This is a genomic window from Kitasatospora paranensis, assembly GCF_039544005.1.
GTDB classification, from domain to species: domain Bacteria; phylum Actinomycetota; class Actinomycetes; order Streptomycetales; family Streptomycetaceae; genus Kitasatospora; species Kitasatospora paranensis.
The window spans coordinates 3,459,382-3,475,226 of sequence record NZ_BAABKV010000001.1; the positions used below are offsets into that span (position 1 = coordinate 3,459,382).

At 75.2% G+C, this 15,845-nt stretch carries 10 protein-coding genes and 3 pseudogenes; 7 read left to right on the plus strand and 6 right to left on the minus strand.

Annotated features, from left to right (window positions below; translation table 11 throughout):
• Window positions 1–3: 3 nt before the first annotated feature.
• Window positions 4–3,947, minus strand: a pseudogene (locus ABEB13_RS40590) (glycosyltransferase).
• Window positions 3,948–4,257: 310 nt separating this feature from the next.
• Window positions 4,258–4,503, minus strand: a pseudogene (locus ABEB13_RS40595) (WhiB family transcriptional regulator); the annotation flags it as partial.
• Between the two features lie 690 nt (window positions 4,504–5,193).
• Here ABEB13_RS40595 and ABEB13_RS16700 point away from each other — a divergent pair.
• The 3 genes and pseudogenes from ABEB13_RS16700 (at window position 5,194) to ABEB13_RS16710 (ending at window position 8,077) form a co-directional block, all read left to right on the plus strand.
• Window positions 5,194–5,802, plus strand: a complete 609-nt coding sequence (locus ABEB13_RS16700) for a cysteine dioxygenase (RefSeq protein ID WP_345706147.1) — start codon at window positions 5,194–5,196, stop codon at window positions 5,800–5,802.
• A gap of 28 nt (window positions 5,803–5,830) precedes the next feature.
• A complete protein-coding gene (cofD, locus tag ABEB13_RS16705) occupies window positions 5,831–6,790 on the plus strand; it encodes a 2-phospho-L-lactate transferase (RefSeq protein WP_345706148.1) in 960 nt (319 codons plus the stop codon).
• Window positions 6,787–8,077: pseudogene (locus ABEB13_RS16710) on the plus strand (coenzyme F420-0:L-glutamate ligase). The gene cofD and the pseudogene ABEB13_RS16710 overlap by 4 nt, the downstream one beginning before the upstream one ends.
• Window positions 8,078–8,089: 12 nt before the next feature.
• Here the strand turns inward: ABEB13_RS16710 and ABEB13_RS16715 are convergent.
• From ABEB13_RS16715 to ABEB13_RS16725, 3 genes are all read right to left on the minus strand, one after another.
• Window positions 8,090–8,998 carry a DNA-3-methyladenine glycosylase family protein gene (locus ABEB13_RS16715; protein WP_345706149.1) on the minus strand — a complete coding sequence of 303 codons (909 nt, stop codon included), beginning with the start codon at window positions 8,996–8,998 and terminating at the stop codon, window positions 8,090–8,092.
• Between the two features lie 170 nt (window positions 8,999–9,168).
• Window positions 9,169–9,681 carry a peptidoglycan recognition protein family protein gene (locus ABEB13_RS16720; protein ID WP_345706150.1) on the minus strand — a complete coding sequence of 171 codons (513 nt, stop codon included), beginning with the start codon at window positions 9,679–9,681 and terminating at the stop codon, window positions 9,169–9,171.
• Complete coding sequence (locus ABEB13_RS16725; protein ID WP_345706151.1) at window positions 9,618–10,280, minus strand: hypothetical protein; 663 nt, start codon at window positions 10,278–10,280, stop codon at window positions 9,618–9,620. The genes ABEB13_RS16720 and ABEB13_RS16725 overlap by 64 nt, the downstream gene beginning before the upstream one ends.
• A 102-nt stretch (window positions 10,281–10,382) precedes the next feature.
• Between ABEB13_RS16725 and ABEB13_RS16730 the strand changes: the two genes are divergently transcribed.
• The 4 genes from ABEB13_RS16730 (at window position 10,383) to ABEB13_RS16745 (ending at window position 15,147) form a co-directional block, all read left to right on the plus strand.
• Entirely contained in the window at window positions 10,383–11,174 is a 792-nt protein-coding gene (locus tag ABEB13_RS16730; RefSeq protein WP_345706152.1) for a TIGR03089 family protein, read from the plus strand.
• A gap of 265 nt (window positions 11,175–11,439) precedes the next feature.
• Window positions 11,440–13,179, plus strand: a complete 1,740-nt coding sequence (locus ABEB13_RS16735; protein ID WP_345706153.1) for an LCP family protein — start codon at window positions 11,440–11,442, stop codon at window positions 13,177–13,179.
• A gap of 286 nt (window positions 13,180–13,465) precedes the next feature.
• Window positions 13,466–13,831: a hypothetical protein gene (locus tag ABEB13_RS16740; protein ID WP_345706154.1), complete on the plus strand. Its 366-nt coding sequence runs from the start codon at window positions 13,466–13,468 to the stop codon at window positions 13,829–13,831.
• The gene (locus ABEB13_RS16745) at window positions 13,831–15,147 is read left to right on the plus strand and encodes an LCP family protein (RefSeq protein WP_345706155.1); all 1,317 of its coding nucleotides are present in this window, start codon (window positions 13,831–13,833) and stop codon (window positions 15,145–15,147) included. The genes ABEB13_RS16740 and ABEB13_RS16745 overlap by 1 nt, the downstream gene beginning before the upstream one ends.
• A 79-nt stretch (window positions 15,148–15,226) precedes the next feature.
• Here the strand turns inward: ABEB13_RS16745 and ABEB13_RS16750 are convergent, their stop codons facing one another.
• Window positions 15,227–15,841 carry an acyltransferase gene (locus ABEB13_RS16750; protein ID WP_345706156.1) on the minus strand — a complete coding sequence of 205 codons (615 nt, stop codon included), beginning with the start codon at window positions 15,839–15,841 and terminating at the stop codon, window positions 15,227–15,229.
• Window positions 15,842–15,845: the final 4 nt, after the last annotated feature.

The window sequence follows — 15,845 nt, forward strand, 5'->3', positions numbered from 1 at the left end:
GGGTCAGCTCCCCGATCCGTGGTGGTGCGGGTGCCCGCCGTTGCCGTAGCCGTCCTGGTGCGCCGCGTTGGGGTCGTAGTAGGGCTCGCCCTGCTGCTGCCCCGGGACCCAGGGCTGCTCCTGCTCGGCCGGGTGACCGCCCTGGTACTGCTGCTGCTCGTAGCCGTAGGGGGCGTACGGGTCGGCGTACTGGCCGCCCTCGTAGCCGGGCTGGGGCTGGTAGCCCTGGTCCTGGCCGGGCTGCTGGTACCCCGACTGGTCGTACCCCTGCTGGTCGTACTGCTGCTGGTAGCCGACGGGGTAGGCCTGCGGGTCGTAGCCCTGCTCGTACCCCTGCTCGTAGCCCTGGCCGTCGGCGGCGCCCTCCGGCTCGGGCGTGCCCTGCGCGGACTGCTCCCAGCCGTACGCGTCCTGGTAGCCGGTGCCCTGGTACGGGTCGGCCTGGTACGGGTCGGCGAACGACTCGTCCGCGTCCGGGTGGCCGGGGTCGGCGCCGCCCTGGTCGGGGCCGCCGGCGTAGACGCCGGACGGGTCGGTGCCGTCGCCCTCGCCCTCGCCGCGCTCGGCCATCCGGCGTGCCCGGCGGCTGCCGGGCAGCGGCGCCTCGGCGGCCGCCGCGAGCGCCTGGGCGGCGACGACCTCCTCGGGCAGGTCGTCGTCCTTGTGGCTGCGCCGGCCGGGCAGGGCCAGCACCAGGACGACCAGGCCGAGCAGCAGCTGACCGGCGATCCAGCCGGTGTGCGCCAGGCTGCCCGTCCTGGTGACGTCCAGCCGGCCGCCGGAGGCCGGGAGTTCGAAGGCCTGCGCCCAGTCGCCGTCGAGCGTGACCGGGTGCAGCGGCGTGCCGTCGAGGGTGGCCTGCCAGTCCGGGTCGGCGTGTTCGGCGAGGCGGAGCACGCGGCCCGTCGGGCCTGCCGGGATGCTGGTGTACACGTCGTGCGCGCCGGACCGGACGGGCAGCACGGCGCCGCCCTTCGGCGGGACGATCGTCACCCTGGTCGCGACGGCGCCGTCGACCTGCCAGAGGCCGATGCCGTGGCCCTGGCTGAGCCGGGTGATGCCGGGGGTGGTGTCCAGCACGTCCCGCACCCTGGCGGTCAGCGGGTCCTTGACCTCGACGTAGCCGATGCCGAAGGCGGCGAGGGCCTTTGCCTGGTCACCGCCGGAACCGGCCAGCAGCCGGCCGGTGAGCCCGCCGAGGCCGTCGTCGTCGGCGGCGTCCACGGTGGCTTCGGCCTGACCGAGGGTCATTCCGGCGCCGCGGACGAGGGCGTAGCCCACGGTGGCGCCGTTGGCCGGGCCGGTCAGCACGAGGGTGCGGGAGCGGTCGGTGGTGGTGGCCTGCTCGGCGATGAACGCGGGAAGCTGGGCCTCCTGGCTGCGGTGCAGCGGCCCGTCGGCGCCGGTGACGGCCCACCACAGACCGGTGCCGAGCGGGGCCAGCGCGGCCGAGAAGAGCACCAGGGCGGCGACCGGCTGGCGCCAGCCGAAGGCGATGCCGGAGACGCGGGCGTTGGCGCCGTCCGCGCCGATCGCGGCGGCCGCCAGCAGGGCGACGCCGGTCAGCAGGGTGGCGGGGCCCGCCCAGGCGGCGACGGCCGGGCCGCCGGACGCGGGCGTCACCTCGGTGCCCGCGACCAGGACGGCGAACAGCAGGCCGGCGCCGGCCGCACCCCAGGCGGCGAGCACCGCGCGGCGGCGGTCGGCGCGCAGCAGGGCGGCGAGCGCGGCGAGCACCACGCCGGCGGAGAGCCAGAACGGCGGGGTGCCGGCGCCGCCGGGGTTGGTCAGCAGCAGGCCGAGCGGGGTCGCGCCGGAGCCGCTGAAGCCGGGGACGCCGGCCTCCAGCAGCAGCCGCGAGGGTGCGACAGCACCTGGAGCGACCAGGGCGCGAGCACCAGGACGGGGACGCCCAGGATGACCAGCACCCGCAGGCCGAGCAGCCGCAGCGCCGAGCCGCCGGACCCGAAGGCGCCGCCGCGCAGCACGGCGTGCGCGAGCGCGGCGAGCGACAGCGGGACGGCGATGGCCCAGGCGAGCGGGACGAACGCGGTGGACAGCATGAGCATGAAGGCGGCCATCCAGACCGGCCGCCAGCCGGGCCGGGCGCCGCGGGCGGCGCTCTCGGTGCGGATGCCGAGGCCGGCCGCGATGGCCGCGGCACGGGCCAGCGGCGGGAGCGTGACGGCGAGCACCGCGGTGCCGATCCGGCCCTGGGCGAGCGCGCCGGTCGCGGCGGGGAGCAGCGCGTAGGTGGCGCTGGCCCAGGCGCGGACGATCTTGGACTCGATCAGCGGCCGCGAGACCAGGTAGGCGCTGACCGCGGCGAGCGGCACGGACAGCACCACGACCAGGGTGAGCGCCAGGTTGGCGTTGCCGAAGAACAGCCCGGAGAGCAGGGCGAGCACCGCGAGGTAGGGCGGTGCGGCGGCGGTGGAGCCGGTGCCGACGGGGTGCCAGGAGTCGGCGTAGGCGCTCCACAGGCCGGAGAAGCCGTCGGAGGCCGGGAGCAGGTTGCCGCCGAGCAGGTCGCCGCCGCCCAGCAGGCTGCGGCAGGCGACGAGGGCGAAGACCAGGAGGGCGCCGAAGAGCACCGGGGCGGGGCGCCGCACGATCTTCTTGAGCAGCACGAACTGCTCGACGACCAGGTCGTCGGCGTCGTCGTCGCCGGGGCCGGACTCGACGGAGCCGTGCCGGCCGGCGCCGGCGTCGTCGCTGCCGCCGATGCCCAGCGAGGCGATGGCGGTCTCGAGGGCGAGGCGGGCGGTGGCGCCGGGGGCCGGGAAGAGGCTGCGGTCGTCGAGGGCGTCGGCGGAGCGGGTGCGCCTGCGCCGTTTGCGCGCGAGCAGCAGCCGGGGCAGCCGGACGAGCTCGTGGCCGAGGCCGGCGAGCTCGTCGAACGCCTGCCGGGGGTCCTTGCCGACGAGGTTGGCCAGCACCCGCAGCAGGGTGCCGACGATCAGCCGGAACAGCACGTATGGGAAGAGCACGCCGCGGGAGTTGGCGAGCAGGGTGTAGACCGCGCCGGCCTTGTCGACCCGGTGCGGGTGCTCGGCGGCGCAGTCGATGGAGCGGCGTTCGCGGCTGGCCGCCTCGGCGTGCCGCAGCACGGCGTCGGGGGCGACGACGACGCGGTGGCCGGCGGCGTTGACCCGCCAGCAGAAGTCGGTGTCGTCGCGCATCAGCGGGAGCGCCTTGTCGAAGCCGCCGAGCTCCTCGAAGACGTCGCGGCGCACCAGCATGCCGGCGCTGGAGACGGCGAGCACCGGGCGGACCTGGTCGTGCTGCCCCTGGTCCTGCTCGCGGCGGTCCAGGCCCGTCCAGCGGCGGCCGGAGCGGGCGATGGTGACGCCGACCTCCAGCAGCTGGCGGCGGTCGTACCAGCTGCGCAGCTTGGGGCCGACGACGGCGGCGGTGGGCGTGGAGTCGGCGACCTGCAGGAGACGGCGCAGCGCGTCGGTCTGCGGCTCGCAGTCGTCGTGGAGCAGCCAGAGCCATTCGACGGGGTGGCTCTCGCGGGGGCCGCCGCGGCCGAGGTCGTCCTGCTGGCCGAGGGGGTCGCCGAAGTCGTCCCAGCCGCCGGTGACCGGGTCGTAGCCGGACGGGTCGAGGCTGTACGTGAGGTCCTCGGGGCGCAGCGGCGGGCTGTTGAAGACGGCCTGGGCGACGGCGTTGCCGAAGCCGGAGCGGCGGCCGAGGACGAGGGGGCCGCTCTCCGGGAGCCAGTCGCCGAGGGTGTCCTGGAGGAGCTGCGGGGAGGCGTCGGTGGAGCCGGTGTCGACGGCGAGGATGCGCTGCACGGGGCGGTCCTGGCCGAGCAGGCCGGCCAGTGCCTGCGGCAGCCAGCGGGCGCCGTCGTGCGAGACGATCACGGCGGTGACCAGGTGGCGCGGGTACGCGGGTGGCCGGGCAGCGGAGAAGCCGCTCTGGTGGCTGTAGACAGTCATCGAGTTCGCGGGCCCCAGTTTTTTCGGCGGACGCAGCCGGTTGGCGACGGCGGGTGGTGCGCGGTGCCGCCCGGTGGGGACCGTGGTCACCGACGGTGCGTCGGGGCCGGCGGGGGCGGGTGGCGCTGCGCGGGCCCGGATGGCGGACATCCGGATGGCGCACCACACTAACGGCTCTGCGTGTCGGCGGCGCCGCCGGTCCTGGGGAAGGGCGGGTGCGGGAACGCGAAAGCGCCCCACCGCTCGGTGGGGCGCCCGGCACAGCTGGGGTTTCGGCTCGTCGGACCGCGCTCTTCTTGAGACGACGGCGCTCGCGCTCGGAGAGGCCGCCCCAGATGCCGAAGCGCTCGTCGTTGGCGAGGGCGTACTCCAGGCACTCGGAGCGGACCTCGCAGGCGAGGCAGACCTTCTTGGCCTCGCGGGTCGAACCGCCCTTCTCGGGGAAGAAGGACTCCGGGTCGGTCTGCGCGCACAGGGCGCGCTCCTGCCAGCCGAGCTCCTCTTCCTCTTCCTCTGCGATGCCGTCACCGATCAAAAGCTCAAAGAGCTCGCTCATTCTGGCGCGCCTCCTCTGCCCCTCTTGGCGTCCCCGTGGTGTTGCCGTTGCCTGAGCGGCGGAACGACACGAGTGAAATTACAGTTGCGTCACTCTGGCCCAGTCAAGCCGAGCTCTGGTATTGGGTCGAGGATTCACTCCCCGGAACCAAGCCGCCACCATTAGTGTACATATCCGGACAACCCGGACATCTGGCCCAGGGCGGGCGCAACCGCCCGAGACCACCCGGGAGCTGGCACTCCGTCAGCAGGGGCCGCCCCGGTGGCGGCGGCCCTCGTAGGGAGGGACGTCTGCGACGGCGGCCCGGTTGCCCGGGTACGGGGCTGCCTTCCCGGCGATCTTCACATCGAAACCTAGAGGCTGATTTATCACTCCATCCGGTGGTTCATGCCTGATGTGACCTGAATGTCCGGCAGATCGGGTTGACACTGCCGCCCCTCTTGCGGTCTCCTTGCACACATGTCAGAGTCCGCCGCCCACCGCCACGGCCGCCAGGCCGCGGTGAGTCGCGCCGCGAGCTCGCTCTGTTGTCGCCTCTGTTCCTGCTGTATCTAGGCGCCCGCGTCCCACCGCGCGCCGCCACAGCCCGAACAACGAGGCCGCCCGCGCGACAGTCCCGCAGAGACGATCCCCCTGCACCCCGCGGAACCGGCTGAATCCGACCGACCGGCCCATTCCGAGGACAGCCCCGTGCGCATGCCCCGCCTCCGCCAGCGCAACCGCGACCGCAAGCAGAACCTGACCCGCCGCACCACCGCCGTCCCGCTCGCCGCACCGCGCCCGGCCTGGACGGACGGCCTGAGCGACGTCTCCATCGCCGGCGACCCGCTGGCCTTCCCGCACCTCGCCCGCACCGACCTGCCGGAGCACCCCACCACCGTCGCCGGTTACGCCCGGCTCGTCCGCGAGATCGCGGCCGACCGCGACCGCTGGGCCCCGCTGGTCGGCTACGACGCCCTGACCCGCTGGTACGCCCGGCTGGAGACCGGCCCCGGCTACGAGGTGTGGCTGCTCAGCTGGCTGCCCGGCCAGAGCAGCGGCTTCCACGACCACGGCCAGTCCTCCGGCGTGATGACCGTCGTCCGGGGCGAGCTCACCGAGCGCTCGCTGACCCGGTCCGGCGAGGGCACCCGGGTCCTGCGCCCCGGCAGCCGGCGGGTGTTCTCCGCCGGGTACCTGCACGAGGTGGTCAACGCCTCGCTGGAGCCCGCCGTCTCCATCCACCTCTACACCCCGGGCCTGGTGGAGATGAACCAGTACGGCGCGGTCGTGCCCGAGCTGCAGCCCGAACCGCGGTAGCGGCCGCAGCTGCTGGCAGGATGGGCCCATGCGCATCGTGGCACTGGCAGGCGGCATCGGCGGAGCGCGCTTCCTGCGCGGACTCAAGGAGGCCGTCGCCCCCGGGGACGAGATCACCGTCATCGGCAACACCGGCGACGACATCCACCTCTTCGGTCTGAAGGTCTGCCCCGACCTCGACACCGTGATGTACACCCTCGGCGGTGGCATCCACGAGGACCAGGGCTGGGGCCGGGCCGACGAGACCTGGTCGGTCAAGGAGGAGATGAAGGCGTACGGCGTCGGGCCCGAGTGGTTCGGCCTCGGCGACCGGGACTTCGCCACCCACATCGTCCGCACCCAGATGATCTCCGCCGGCTACCCGCTCAGCGCGGTCACCGAGGCCCTCTGCGACCGCTGGCAGCCCGGCGTACGGCTGATCCCGATGAGCGACGACCGGGTCGAGACGCACGTCCGGATCACCGACGGACAGGGCACCCGCGCGGTGCACTTCCAGGAGTACTGGGTGCGGCTGCACGCCGCGGTGGACGCCGAGGCGATCATCCCGGTCGGTGCGGACACCGCGAAGCCGGCACCCGGCGTGCTGGAGGCCGTCGCCGCCGCCGACGTGATCCTGCTGCCGCCGTCCAACCCGGTGGTCTCGATCGGTACCGTCCTCGCGGTGCCCGGCATCCGGCAGGCGGTCGCCTCGGCCGCCGCGCCGGTGGTGGGTCTGTCCCCGATCGTCGGCGGCGCACCCGTGCGCGGCATGGCCGACAAGGTGCTCGCCGCGGTCGGCGTCGACACCACCGCCGAGGCGGTGGCCCGGTACTACGGCGCCGATCTGCTGGACGGCTGGCTGGTCGACACCTCCGACGCGGACGCCGTGCAGGGCGTCGAGGAGGCGGGCATCCGGTGCCGCGCCGTCCCGCTGATGATGACCGACGTGCCGGCCACTGCGGCGATGGCCCGCACCGCGCTGGAGCTCGCCGCCGAGGTCCGCGGATGAGCCTGGAGATCATCCCCGTCACCGGCATGCCCGAGGTGGAGCCCGGCACCGACCTCGGCGAACTGATCGCCAAACACGGCGAGTTCCAGGACGGCGACATCCTGCTGGTCACCTCGAAGATCGTCAGCAAGGCGGAGGGCCGGCTGCTGCACGCCGCCGACCGGGAGGCCGCCATCGACGCCGAGACCGTCCGGGTGGTCGCCCGGCGCGGCCCGGCCCGGATCGTCGAGAACCGCAACGGCCTGGTGATGGCCGCCGCGGGCGTCGACGCCTCCAACACCGCCCCCGGCACCGTCCTGCTGCTGCCCGAGGACCCGGACGCCTCGGCCCGCGCCATCCGGGCCCGGCTGACGGAGCTGACCGGGCACCGGCTCGCCGTCGTCCTCACCGACACCTTCGGCCGGCCGTGGCGCACCGGCCTGACCGACGTCGCGATCGGCGCCGCCGGCCTGCCCGTGCTGGATGACCACCGCGGCCGCACCGACGCGCACGGCAACGAACTGCGGCTCACCGTCACCGCCACCGCCGACGAGCTCGCCGCCGCCGCCGACCTGGTCAAGGGCAAGGCCAGCGGCACCCCGGTCGCCGTCGTCCGCGGCCTGCCCCACCTGGTCACCGCCGAGGACGGCGAAGGGTGCGGCCGCTGATCCGGCCGGCCGCCGACGACATGTTCCGGCTCGGCACCTCCGAGGCGCTGCGCCAGGCGGTGACCCTGCGCCGCACCGTCCGGGCGTTCACCGCCGAACCGGTGGACCCGGCCGCCGTGCGGCGCGCGGTCGCCGCGGCCGTGACCGCACCCGCGCCGCACCACACCACCCCTGGCGGTTCGTCCTGCTGGAGAGCGCGGGGACCCGCGAACGGCTGCTCGACGCGATGCTCGACGCCTGGCGGCGCGACCTGCGCGAGCTCGACGGCTGGGACGACGCGAAGATCGCCCGCCGCACCGCCCGCGGCGACGTGCTGCGCAACGCGCCGTACCTGGTGGTGCCCTGCCTGGTGATGGACGGCTCGCACGACTACCCGGACGGGCGACGGGCCGCGGCCGAACGGGAGATGTTCACCGTCGCGATCGGTGCGGCGGTGCAGAACCTGCTGGTCGCCCTCACCGGCGAGGGCTACGGCACCGCCTGGGTGTCCTCCACGATGTTCTGCCGGGACACCGTGCGCGAGGCGCTGGACCTGCCGGCCGGCTGGGACCCGATGGGCGCGGTCGCGGTCGGCCGCCCCGCCGAGGCGCCGCGGGAACGGCCGGCCCGCACCGCGGAGCCGTTCCTCGCCGTGCGCTGAGCCGCGGGGCGGCTACCGCCCGCGGTGGTCGTTCGGGGCCAGCCGCGGCCCGTACCGCGGGGCGCGGGCGCCGGTCAGGCCGATCAGCCGGCAGACCCGGTGGCGCTGCGGGCGGTACGGCTCCAGCAGCTCCAGCATCCGGGCGTCGTCGCTGCGCGGCCGCCCGGCCAGCGCCCAGCCGACCAGGTTGGGCAGGTGGTAGTCGCCCACCGACACCGCGTCCGGGTCGCCGTTGCTGCGCTGGAGGGTCTCCGCCGCCGTCCAGACGCCGATGCCCGGCACCGCGGTGAGCCGGGCGAAGGCCTGCTCACCGGGGAGGGCCGAGGCCTCCTCCAGCCGGGGTGCCAGCCGGGCGGCCCGGACGACGGTCGCCGACCGCTTCGGATCGACGCCCGCCCGGTGCCACTCCCAGCTGGGGATCATCGCCCACTCCCGCGCCGACGGCGGCACCCACAGGTCGGCGGACGGGCCCGGTGCCGGGGTGCCGAAGTCGCGCAGCAGCGTGCGCCAGGCCCGGTACGCCTCGGCCGTGGTCACCTTCTGCTCCAGCACGGCGGGCACCAGCGACTCCATCACCAGGCCGGTGCGGAGCATCCGCAGCCCCGGGTGGCCGCGCTGGGCCTCCCGCAGCGGGCCGGGCGGCAGCACGAGCGCGGACGGGTCGTCAGCGGCCCCGAGCAGGTCCGGGAGCCCTGCCAGCAGCCAGGCGGCGCCGGGGCCCCAGGCCTGGCCCTCGACCTCGCCGTCACGGACGGCGACCCGCAGCGTGCCGGGGCCGTCCGGGGTGCGGGAGGCCCGCCAGAACGATCCGTCGGCGCCGCCCCGGAAGGACGGGTCGCCGGGGCCGCGGCGCAGCGGGAAGAGGCACCGGGCGAGGTCGAGCGGGTACCCGGGCCGCCATCGCCGTACCGTGCCCGGCATCGCCCGTCACTTCCTCTCGCCGCCCCTGCCCGCCCTGCCGCCGCGCCCGGCGCGGTTGCAGCGGCCGGGCGCCACGAACGATACGCCGGGGCGGTGACACGGCCGGCCCGGACAGCCGTCGGCCGGACCGGTGTGCGGTCCGGCCGGCGGCTGGTTCAGGAGTGGCCGGGTCAGTTGCCCTGCAGGCGGGAGGCGGCGGTGCGGATCTCTCCGAGCCGGTCGTAGAGAGCGGCGCCGGGGCACTCGGTGGCGAAGGCGTCCCGGTGACCGGAGATCGCGTCGAACTTCACCGAGGTGCCCTTCTTGTACAGGCTGCCGTCGGAGGCGGAGACCAGCGTCGCGGTGCTCTGGGCGTCCCGGCCGGTGAGGCCGAGCTTCCAGGCCGCGATCTGCGCGATGCCGTCCATCTGCTCCTGCGGGGCCTGGTCGGAGACGTACGTGCCGAGCGCGGCCACGCCGGAGGAGTTGGTGTTGAAGCCGAGGGTGTGGGCGCCGAGCACGGGCTCGGCGACGCCGCCGGCCCGGCCCTCGTAGATGGTGCCGCAGCGGTCGACGAGGAAGTTGTAGCCGATGTCCCGCCAGCCGTTGCTCTTGACGTGGTACTGGTAGATCGACCTGATCATCTTGGGGGCGTCGGAGCAGGCGTAGTCGTTGGTGGTGTCGGTGTGGTGGACGAAGACCACCCGGACGTCGCCCGTGTAGACGAAGCCCGGCTCGCGCAGCGACTCGTCGGCCCCCAGCCGGCCCGGGTGACGATGGCCGGCCGCGGGGCGGCGCCGGTACGAGGGGCGGATTCGGCCGGCCGGGGCTCGGGGGCGCTCGCCGGATCGGCCCCGGGGTCGACGAGTTCGGCCCGCAGCCCGGCCGGGAACGGATGCGTGCCGGCGGCGACCCGCACGGCGACGCCGTTGCTCGGGCCCACCCAGAGCGGGGCGGTGGCACCGCGGCCGGTGGGTTCGTCCGGACGGTCGTCCTGTTCCGCCGGCAGGTCGTACCAGGGGCTCCACTCGCCGGTCAGCGCCGAGCGGGTGCGGACCTGGACGGTGCCGTCGAGTGCGGCCTCCGGGTTGTCCCAGCTGACGCCCAGCAGGGCGAAGGTGCCGGTGGTACGTGGGGTCACCTGGCGCAGGGTGTCCGGGCCGCGCCGGTCGGACGCCAGGTCGATGGTGGTCACGCCACCGGGGTCGGGGCCGGCGTGCGCGGGCACGGCGGCCAGGTACTGGAGGAGCAGAGTGGTCGTGGTGACGGCCGCCGCGAGGGCGGCCCTTCGTTCAAGGCGCATAAATCGGATATTGACGGCAAAAAACCCTGCTCGCCACGTCGCCCCGCCAAGCCCCACTCCCCTGCCGGGCGTCCGACCGGAGGCCGTAGGCTGGACTGCACCATGACTGCGCCTTTCGCTGCCGACGCCCGCATCCCCGCCGAGCTGCTGCACGCCTATCTGCGCCCCGGGGCCCCCGATGCCGACCCCTCCCGCCCCCTGATCACCTTCTACGACGACTCGACCGGCGAAAGAGTCGAACTGTCCGCGAAGACCTTCGACAACTGGGTGGCCAAGACCGCGAACCTGCTCCAGGACGAGCTCAACGCCGGGCCCGACGACCGGGCCGCGCTGCTGCTCCCGGCCCACTGGCAGACCGCGGTCTGGCTGCTGGCCTGCTGGTCCGTCGGGGTGACCGTGATCCCCGGCGGCGACCCCGCCGCCGCCGACCTGGTGATCAGCGGACCGGACGGACTGGAGGCCGCCGAGGCCTGTTCCGGCGAACGGGTGGCGCTCGCACTGCGCCCGCTCGGCGGCCGCTTCCCGCAGCGCCCCGACGGGTTCCTCGACTACGCCGCCGAGGTCCCCGGCCAGGGCGACCGGTTCGCCCCGTACTCGCCCGTCGACCCGCAGGCCCAGGCGCTGGAGACCGAGGTCGACGGGATGCCGCTCAAGCTGACGGGTGAGCAGACCGTGGCCCTGGCCCGCGAGGGTGCGGCGCGGCTCGGCATCGGCGTCGGCGACCGGGTGCTGTCGACGCTCGCGTACGACGGTTGGAGCGGCCTGGAGGCGGGCCTGCTGGCCCCGCTGGCCGCCGGCGCCTCCGTGGTGATCTGCCGCAACGCCGACGCGTTGACCCCCGAGCAGTGGGAGAAGCGGATCGAGGCCGAACGGGTGACCGTGCGGCTCGGCTGAGCCGTTCGGCCCAGCGCCCGGCGGATCCCGCCCGCCCCTGCCCGCCCCCGAACGCCCGCACGCCGCGAAACGCCCGCACGGGCGCCGATGCGAACGTGCGGGCGTTCCGCCTGTACTGAGCGTTCATCAGCAGGGGTTGTCTTCGCCCGCGATGCGGCGGAAGGCCGCCGCGGCTCGTCTAGGGTGTCCGCAATGAACAGCGGACACCGGCGTCCGGACTGCGGTCCGGTCGCCTCCCCGCGCGGCCGGCCCGACGGACCCGCAGGTGCACGACCCCGCCGCCCCCGAGAACCGCCCGCTCGACCGGCGGCCCGCCCGCGGACGCCGCAGAGCGGACGCCGCCCCGGTGTCCGACGGCCCGGTGTCCGACGGCCCGGTGTCCGCCGCTCCGGTGTCCGGGGAGGCCCCCGCCCGCAGAGCCGCGCACCGCCGTGCGCGCAAGGCCCGCCGCGGCCGCCGGGCGCTGCGCTGGACGGCCGTCACCGCCGCACTCGCCCTGGTCGCCGGCTGCGGCGGCGCGTACTACGCGTACCAGCACTTCACCGGGAACATCTCCTCGGTGGACGTCCAGGTCGGCCCCGACGCCGACCGGCCGCGGGCGATCGACGGCGCGCTCAACATCCTGGTCATCGGAACCGACAGCCGGGTCGGCCTCGGCCGCGACTACGGCGACGAGGGCAGTGCCGGGCACGCCGACACCACCCTGCTGCTGCACGTCGCCAGGGACCGCAGCAACGCCACGGTGATGAGCATCCCGCGGGACCTGATGGTGCCGATCCCCGACTGCCGGACGGGCGGCCGGCGGATCCCCGGCGAGAAGCGGGCGATGTTCAACAGCAGCCTCGGCGAGGACGGCCGCGACCCCGGCTGCACCTGGACGACGGTCGAGAAGCTCACCGGGATCCGCGTCGACCACTTCATGATGGTGAACTTCGAGGCCGTGAAAACGCTGTCGACCGCGGTCGGCGGCGTCGAGGTCTGCGCCGCCAAGGACATCGACGACCCCGACTCGCACCTGCGGATGTCCCGGGGGCGCCACGTGGTGCAGGGCGAGGAGGCCCTGGCGTTCGTCCGCACCCGGCACGCCGTCGGCTTCGGCGGCGACCTGACCCGGATCCCGCTCCAGCAGCAGTTCCTGAGCTCGATGATCCGCAAGATCAAGTCCAGTGACACGCTGACCAGCCCGACCAAGCTCTTCGCCCTCGCGGACGCCGCGACCCGGGCGCTCACCGTGGACTCCGGGATCGACGACGTGCGGCGGCTCAAGGACCTGGCGGTGGAGCTGAGCCGGGTCGACACCCGGCACATCACCTTCACCACCGTGCCCGTGGCCGACGACCCCCGCGACAAGGACCGGCTGGTGCTCCGGCAGCCCTCCGCCGGGCAGCTGTTCGCGCTCGTCGCGGCGGACCGGCCGCTCGGCGACGCCGCCACGACCGCCACGACCGCCACCGGCCGCGCCGACGGCACCGGCTCCGGTACCTCGTCGGACGGCCGGACGGCCACCGCCCGGGCCCGCTCCTCGGCCACCGCCGCCAGCCGCGCCTCGGGGCGGCCGACGCCGCTGCCCCTGCTGGACCCGGCCGAGGTCGAGGTGACCGTGCGCAACGGCACCGGGGTCGGCCGGCAGGCCGGCCGGGCCGCCGCCGACCTCCAGGCCAAGGGGTTCACCAAGGCCGAGGTCGGCGACAACGCCCGCCCGGTGAGCGCCAGTTCGATCGGCTACCCGGTCGGCCACGCCGAGGAGGCGGCCGCCCTCGCCACCGCCCTCGGGCTCCCCGCCGGGGCCATCCGGCAGAACGCCTCGCTCGGCGCGAAGGACGCCCTGGTGGTCGTCATCGGCACCGACTACACCGGCCCCGCCCCGGGCGGCCCCGGTACCACCGGCAGTGCCGGGAGCTCCGGCAGCTCCGCCGCGGCCGTCCCCGCCTCGCCGATGCCGAGCGGCACCCCGACCGACATCCAGCGGGTGCAGGCCGACGACACCGACCTCTGCGCGAAGTAGCCGCCGCGGCGGTGGGCGGGACCACGGGCGCGCGACGACACCCCGTGGCACGTCGGTCGACAGAGCGTCAGATCCGGGACGGATGTCCGCCCGTCGGTAACGCGCCCGGCAGGTCGCCGCGTCAAGGGGGTGAGGAGTACCGGCCGGCACGGGCAACCGCGGGTCGCGGCCCGCCCTGCCGGAAGCACCCCGGACGGGCCGGACGGCGGCCGACGGCACCCGCGCCGCCGGTCCGGGACGACCCGGCCGGCCCTCGTCGGCCCGGGCGGGAGAGGCGGCCGACAGCATGACCAGCGGGGAGCCGATACCCGGCGCCGACGGGAACGCGGCACCGGGCGGCCGGGCGGCGGAGCAGCGGGCGGCCGCCGGCCGGGCCGACGGTGGACGAGCAGCAGGTGGAGGAGCGGCCGGTGGACGGGCCGCGGCCCGGCGGGCGGGCCGCGGCGGGACCCGGCGGCGGCCCAGGCGCCGCCGCTGGCTGCGCGTCGTGGCGATCACCACCGGTGCCACCCTCGTGGCCGGCTGCGGCGCCGGCTACCTGTACTACCGGCACCTGAACGGCAACATCCAGGCCGGCACCAAGAACCTGACGGACCAGCAGGGCGAACGCACCGCGCCCAACGCCAAGGGCAGACCCCGCTCAACATCCTGATGATCGGCACCGACAGCCGGGCCTCGAAGGAGAACGTCGACCTCGGCGGCTCGGCCGACGACGCCTCCCGGCCCGGCCTGGCCGACGTCCAGATGCTGCTCCACGTCTCGGCGGACCGCACCAACGCGTCCATGATCAGCATCCCGCGCGACACCCTGGTCGACATCCCCGCCTGCCACGACGAGAAGGGCGTGCAGCACCCCGCGCTGCGGCACCACCCCATCAACGAAGCCCTCGCCCAGGGCGGGCCGGGCTGCGTGCTCGGCACCTGGGTCGGCCTGACGCACCTCGACATCGACCACTACATGATGGTCGACTTCGCGGGCGTGGTGCAGATGGCCGACGCCATCGGCGGCGTCCCCGTCTGCGTCGACCGCAACATGTACGACCGCTACCAGCCCGGCATCGGCGGCACCGGACTGAAGCTGCCCAAGGGCACCTCCGTCGTCAAGCACGACCAGGCCCTCCAGTGGCTGCGGGTGCGCGACGCCTGGGGTTCCGACATCAACCGCACCAAAGCCCAGCACATGTACCTGAGTTCGATGATGCGCGAGCTCAAGTCCAAGGGTGCGCTGGACGACCCGGGGAGGCTGATGTCGCTCGCCGAGGCCGCCACCAAGGCGCTGAGCGTCGACCGGGAGCTGGCCGACCTCAAACGCCTCTACGACCTCGGGCAGGACCTCCGGCAGGTGCCGACCGAACGCACCACCTCGCTCACCGTCCCCGTCCTGCCCGACCCGGCCAACCCGAAGGCCAAGCTGGTGCTGGACCAGGCGAACACCGCGCAGATCTGGCGGATGCTGCACGCGGACACCCCACTGGACGGACAGCCGGCGGCCGGCGCGGCGGCCTCGCCCGCCGCCTCCCCCTCCGCGGCCTCCTCCGGCCCGGCCACCGTCCCGTCGCCGTCCGCTCCGTCCGACCCGGGCGCCGTCGCGGTCACCGTCCGGAACGCCTCCGGTGCCCGGAACCGGGCCGACGAGATCAGGAACGCCCTGGTGAAGGCCGGGTTCACCAAGGCCGTGGCGGCCACCGGCGGCAGCTCGCAGGCCGTCACCACGCTGACCTACGGCGCCGGGCAGCTCACCCGGGCGCAGACCGTGGCGGCGGCCCTCGGGCTGCCGTCCACCGCGCTGCACGAAGCCGGCACCTCCCGCACCCTGGCGCTGGTGATCGGCGCCGACTGGCCGAGCGGCACCGCCCTCACCCCGGCGCCCGCACCCACCGCGGTGCCGACCTCCGTCCGGACGGAGCGCGCCGACGACGCCACCGCCTGCATGACCGTCAACCCGCAGGGCGGCATCTACACCTGGTGAGCCCGGGTGACGGCCGGGCAGCCGCCGGCCCGTCGGCCGGCGGCCCGTCGGTCGGCCACGGGCCCCGGTCGACGGCCGATCAGTCGCCGACCGGGGCGAGAACACCGTCCTGTTCGACGTACTCCTCCCCGGTGCGGGGGCAGCGCCAGCGATCCTCGCCGGACGGCTCCAGGGGCTCCCCCGCCCGGCCCACCCACTTGATCCGGCGGGCCGGCACCCCGGCCACCAGGGCGAAGTCGGGGACGTCCCGGTGCACCACCGCACCGGCCGCGACCAGGGCCCACCGGCCGACCGTCACCCCGGCGACCAGCACCGCACGGCCGCCGATCGAGCAGCCCCGACGGAGCGTCACCCCGCGGGCCTGCCAGTCGTCGCCGCGCTTGAGCCGGCCGTCCGGGTCGACCGAGCGCGGGTAGAGGTCGTTGGTCAGCACCGCGGCCGGGCCGACGAACACGCCGTCCTCGACCACCGCGGGTTCGTAGACCAGGGCGTGGTTCTGCAGCTTGACCCGGTCGCCCAGCCGGACGCCCGGGCCGACGTAGGCGCCGCGTCCGATGATGCACTCGGCGCCGATCTCGGCGTGCTCGCGGACCTGCGCCAAGTGCCAGACCGTACTGCCGGGGCCGATCACGGCCCGCTCGTCGACGTCCGCGCTCGGCTCGATCCGGACGGCGTCCCCCTCGGTGATCCCCATGGCG

What these genes read in the sequence shown, in the direction of transcription:
- cofD (WP_345706148.1), top strand. Translation starts at nt 5,831, where the DNA reads ATGCGCATCGTGGCACTGGCAGGCGGCATCGGCGGAGCGCGCTTCCTG.
- ABEB13_RS16740 (WP_345706154.1), top strand. Translation starts at nt 13,466, where the DNA reads ATGACCAGCGGGGAGCCGATACCCGGCGCCGACGGGAACGCGGCACCG.
- ABEB13_RS16745 (WP_345706155.1), top strand. Translation starts at nt 13,831, where the DNA reads ATGATCGGCACCGACAGCCGGGCCTCGAAGGAGAACGTCGACCTCGGC.
- ABEB13_RS16730 (WP_345706152.1), top strand. Translation starts at nt 10,383, where the DNA reads ATGACTGCGCCTTTCGCTGCCGACGCCCGCATCCCCGCCGAGCTGCTG.
- ABEB13_RS16750 (WP_345706156.1), bottom strand. Translation starts at nt 15,841, where the DNA reads ATGGGGATCACCGAGGGGGACGCCGTCCGGATCGAGCCGAGCGCGGAC.
- ABEB13_RS16725 (WP_345706151.1), bottom strand. Translation starts at nt 10,280, where the DNA reads ATGCGCCTTGAACGAAGGGCCGCCCTCGCGGCGGCCGTCACCACGACC.
- ABEB13_RS16715 (WP_345706149.1), bottom strand. Translation starts at nt 8,998, where the DNA reads ATGCCGGGCACGGTACGGCGATGGCGGCCCGGGTACCCGCTCGACCTC.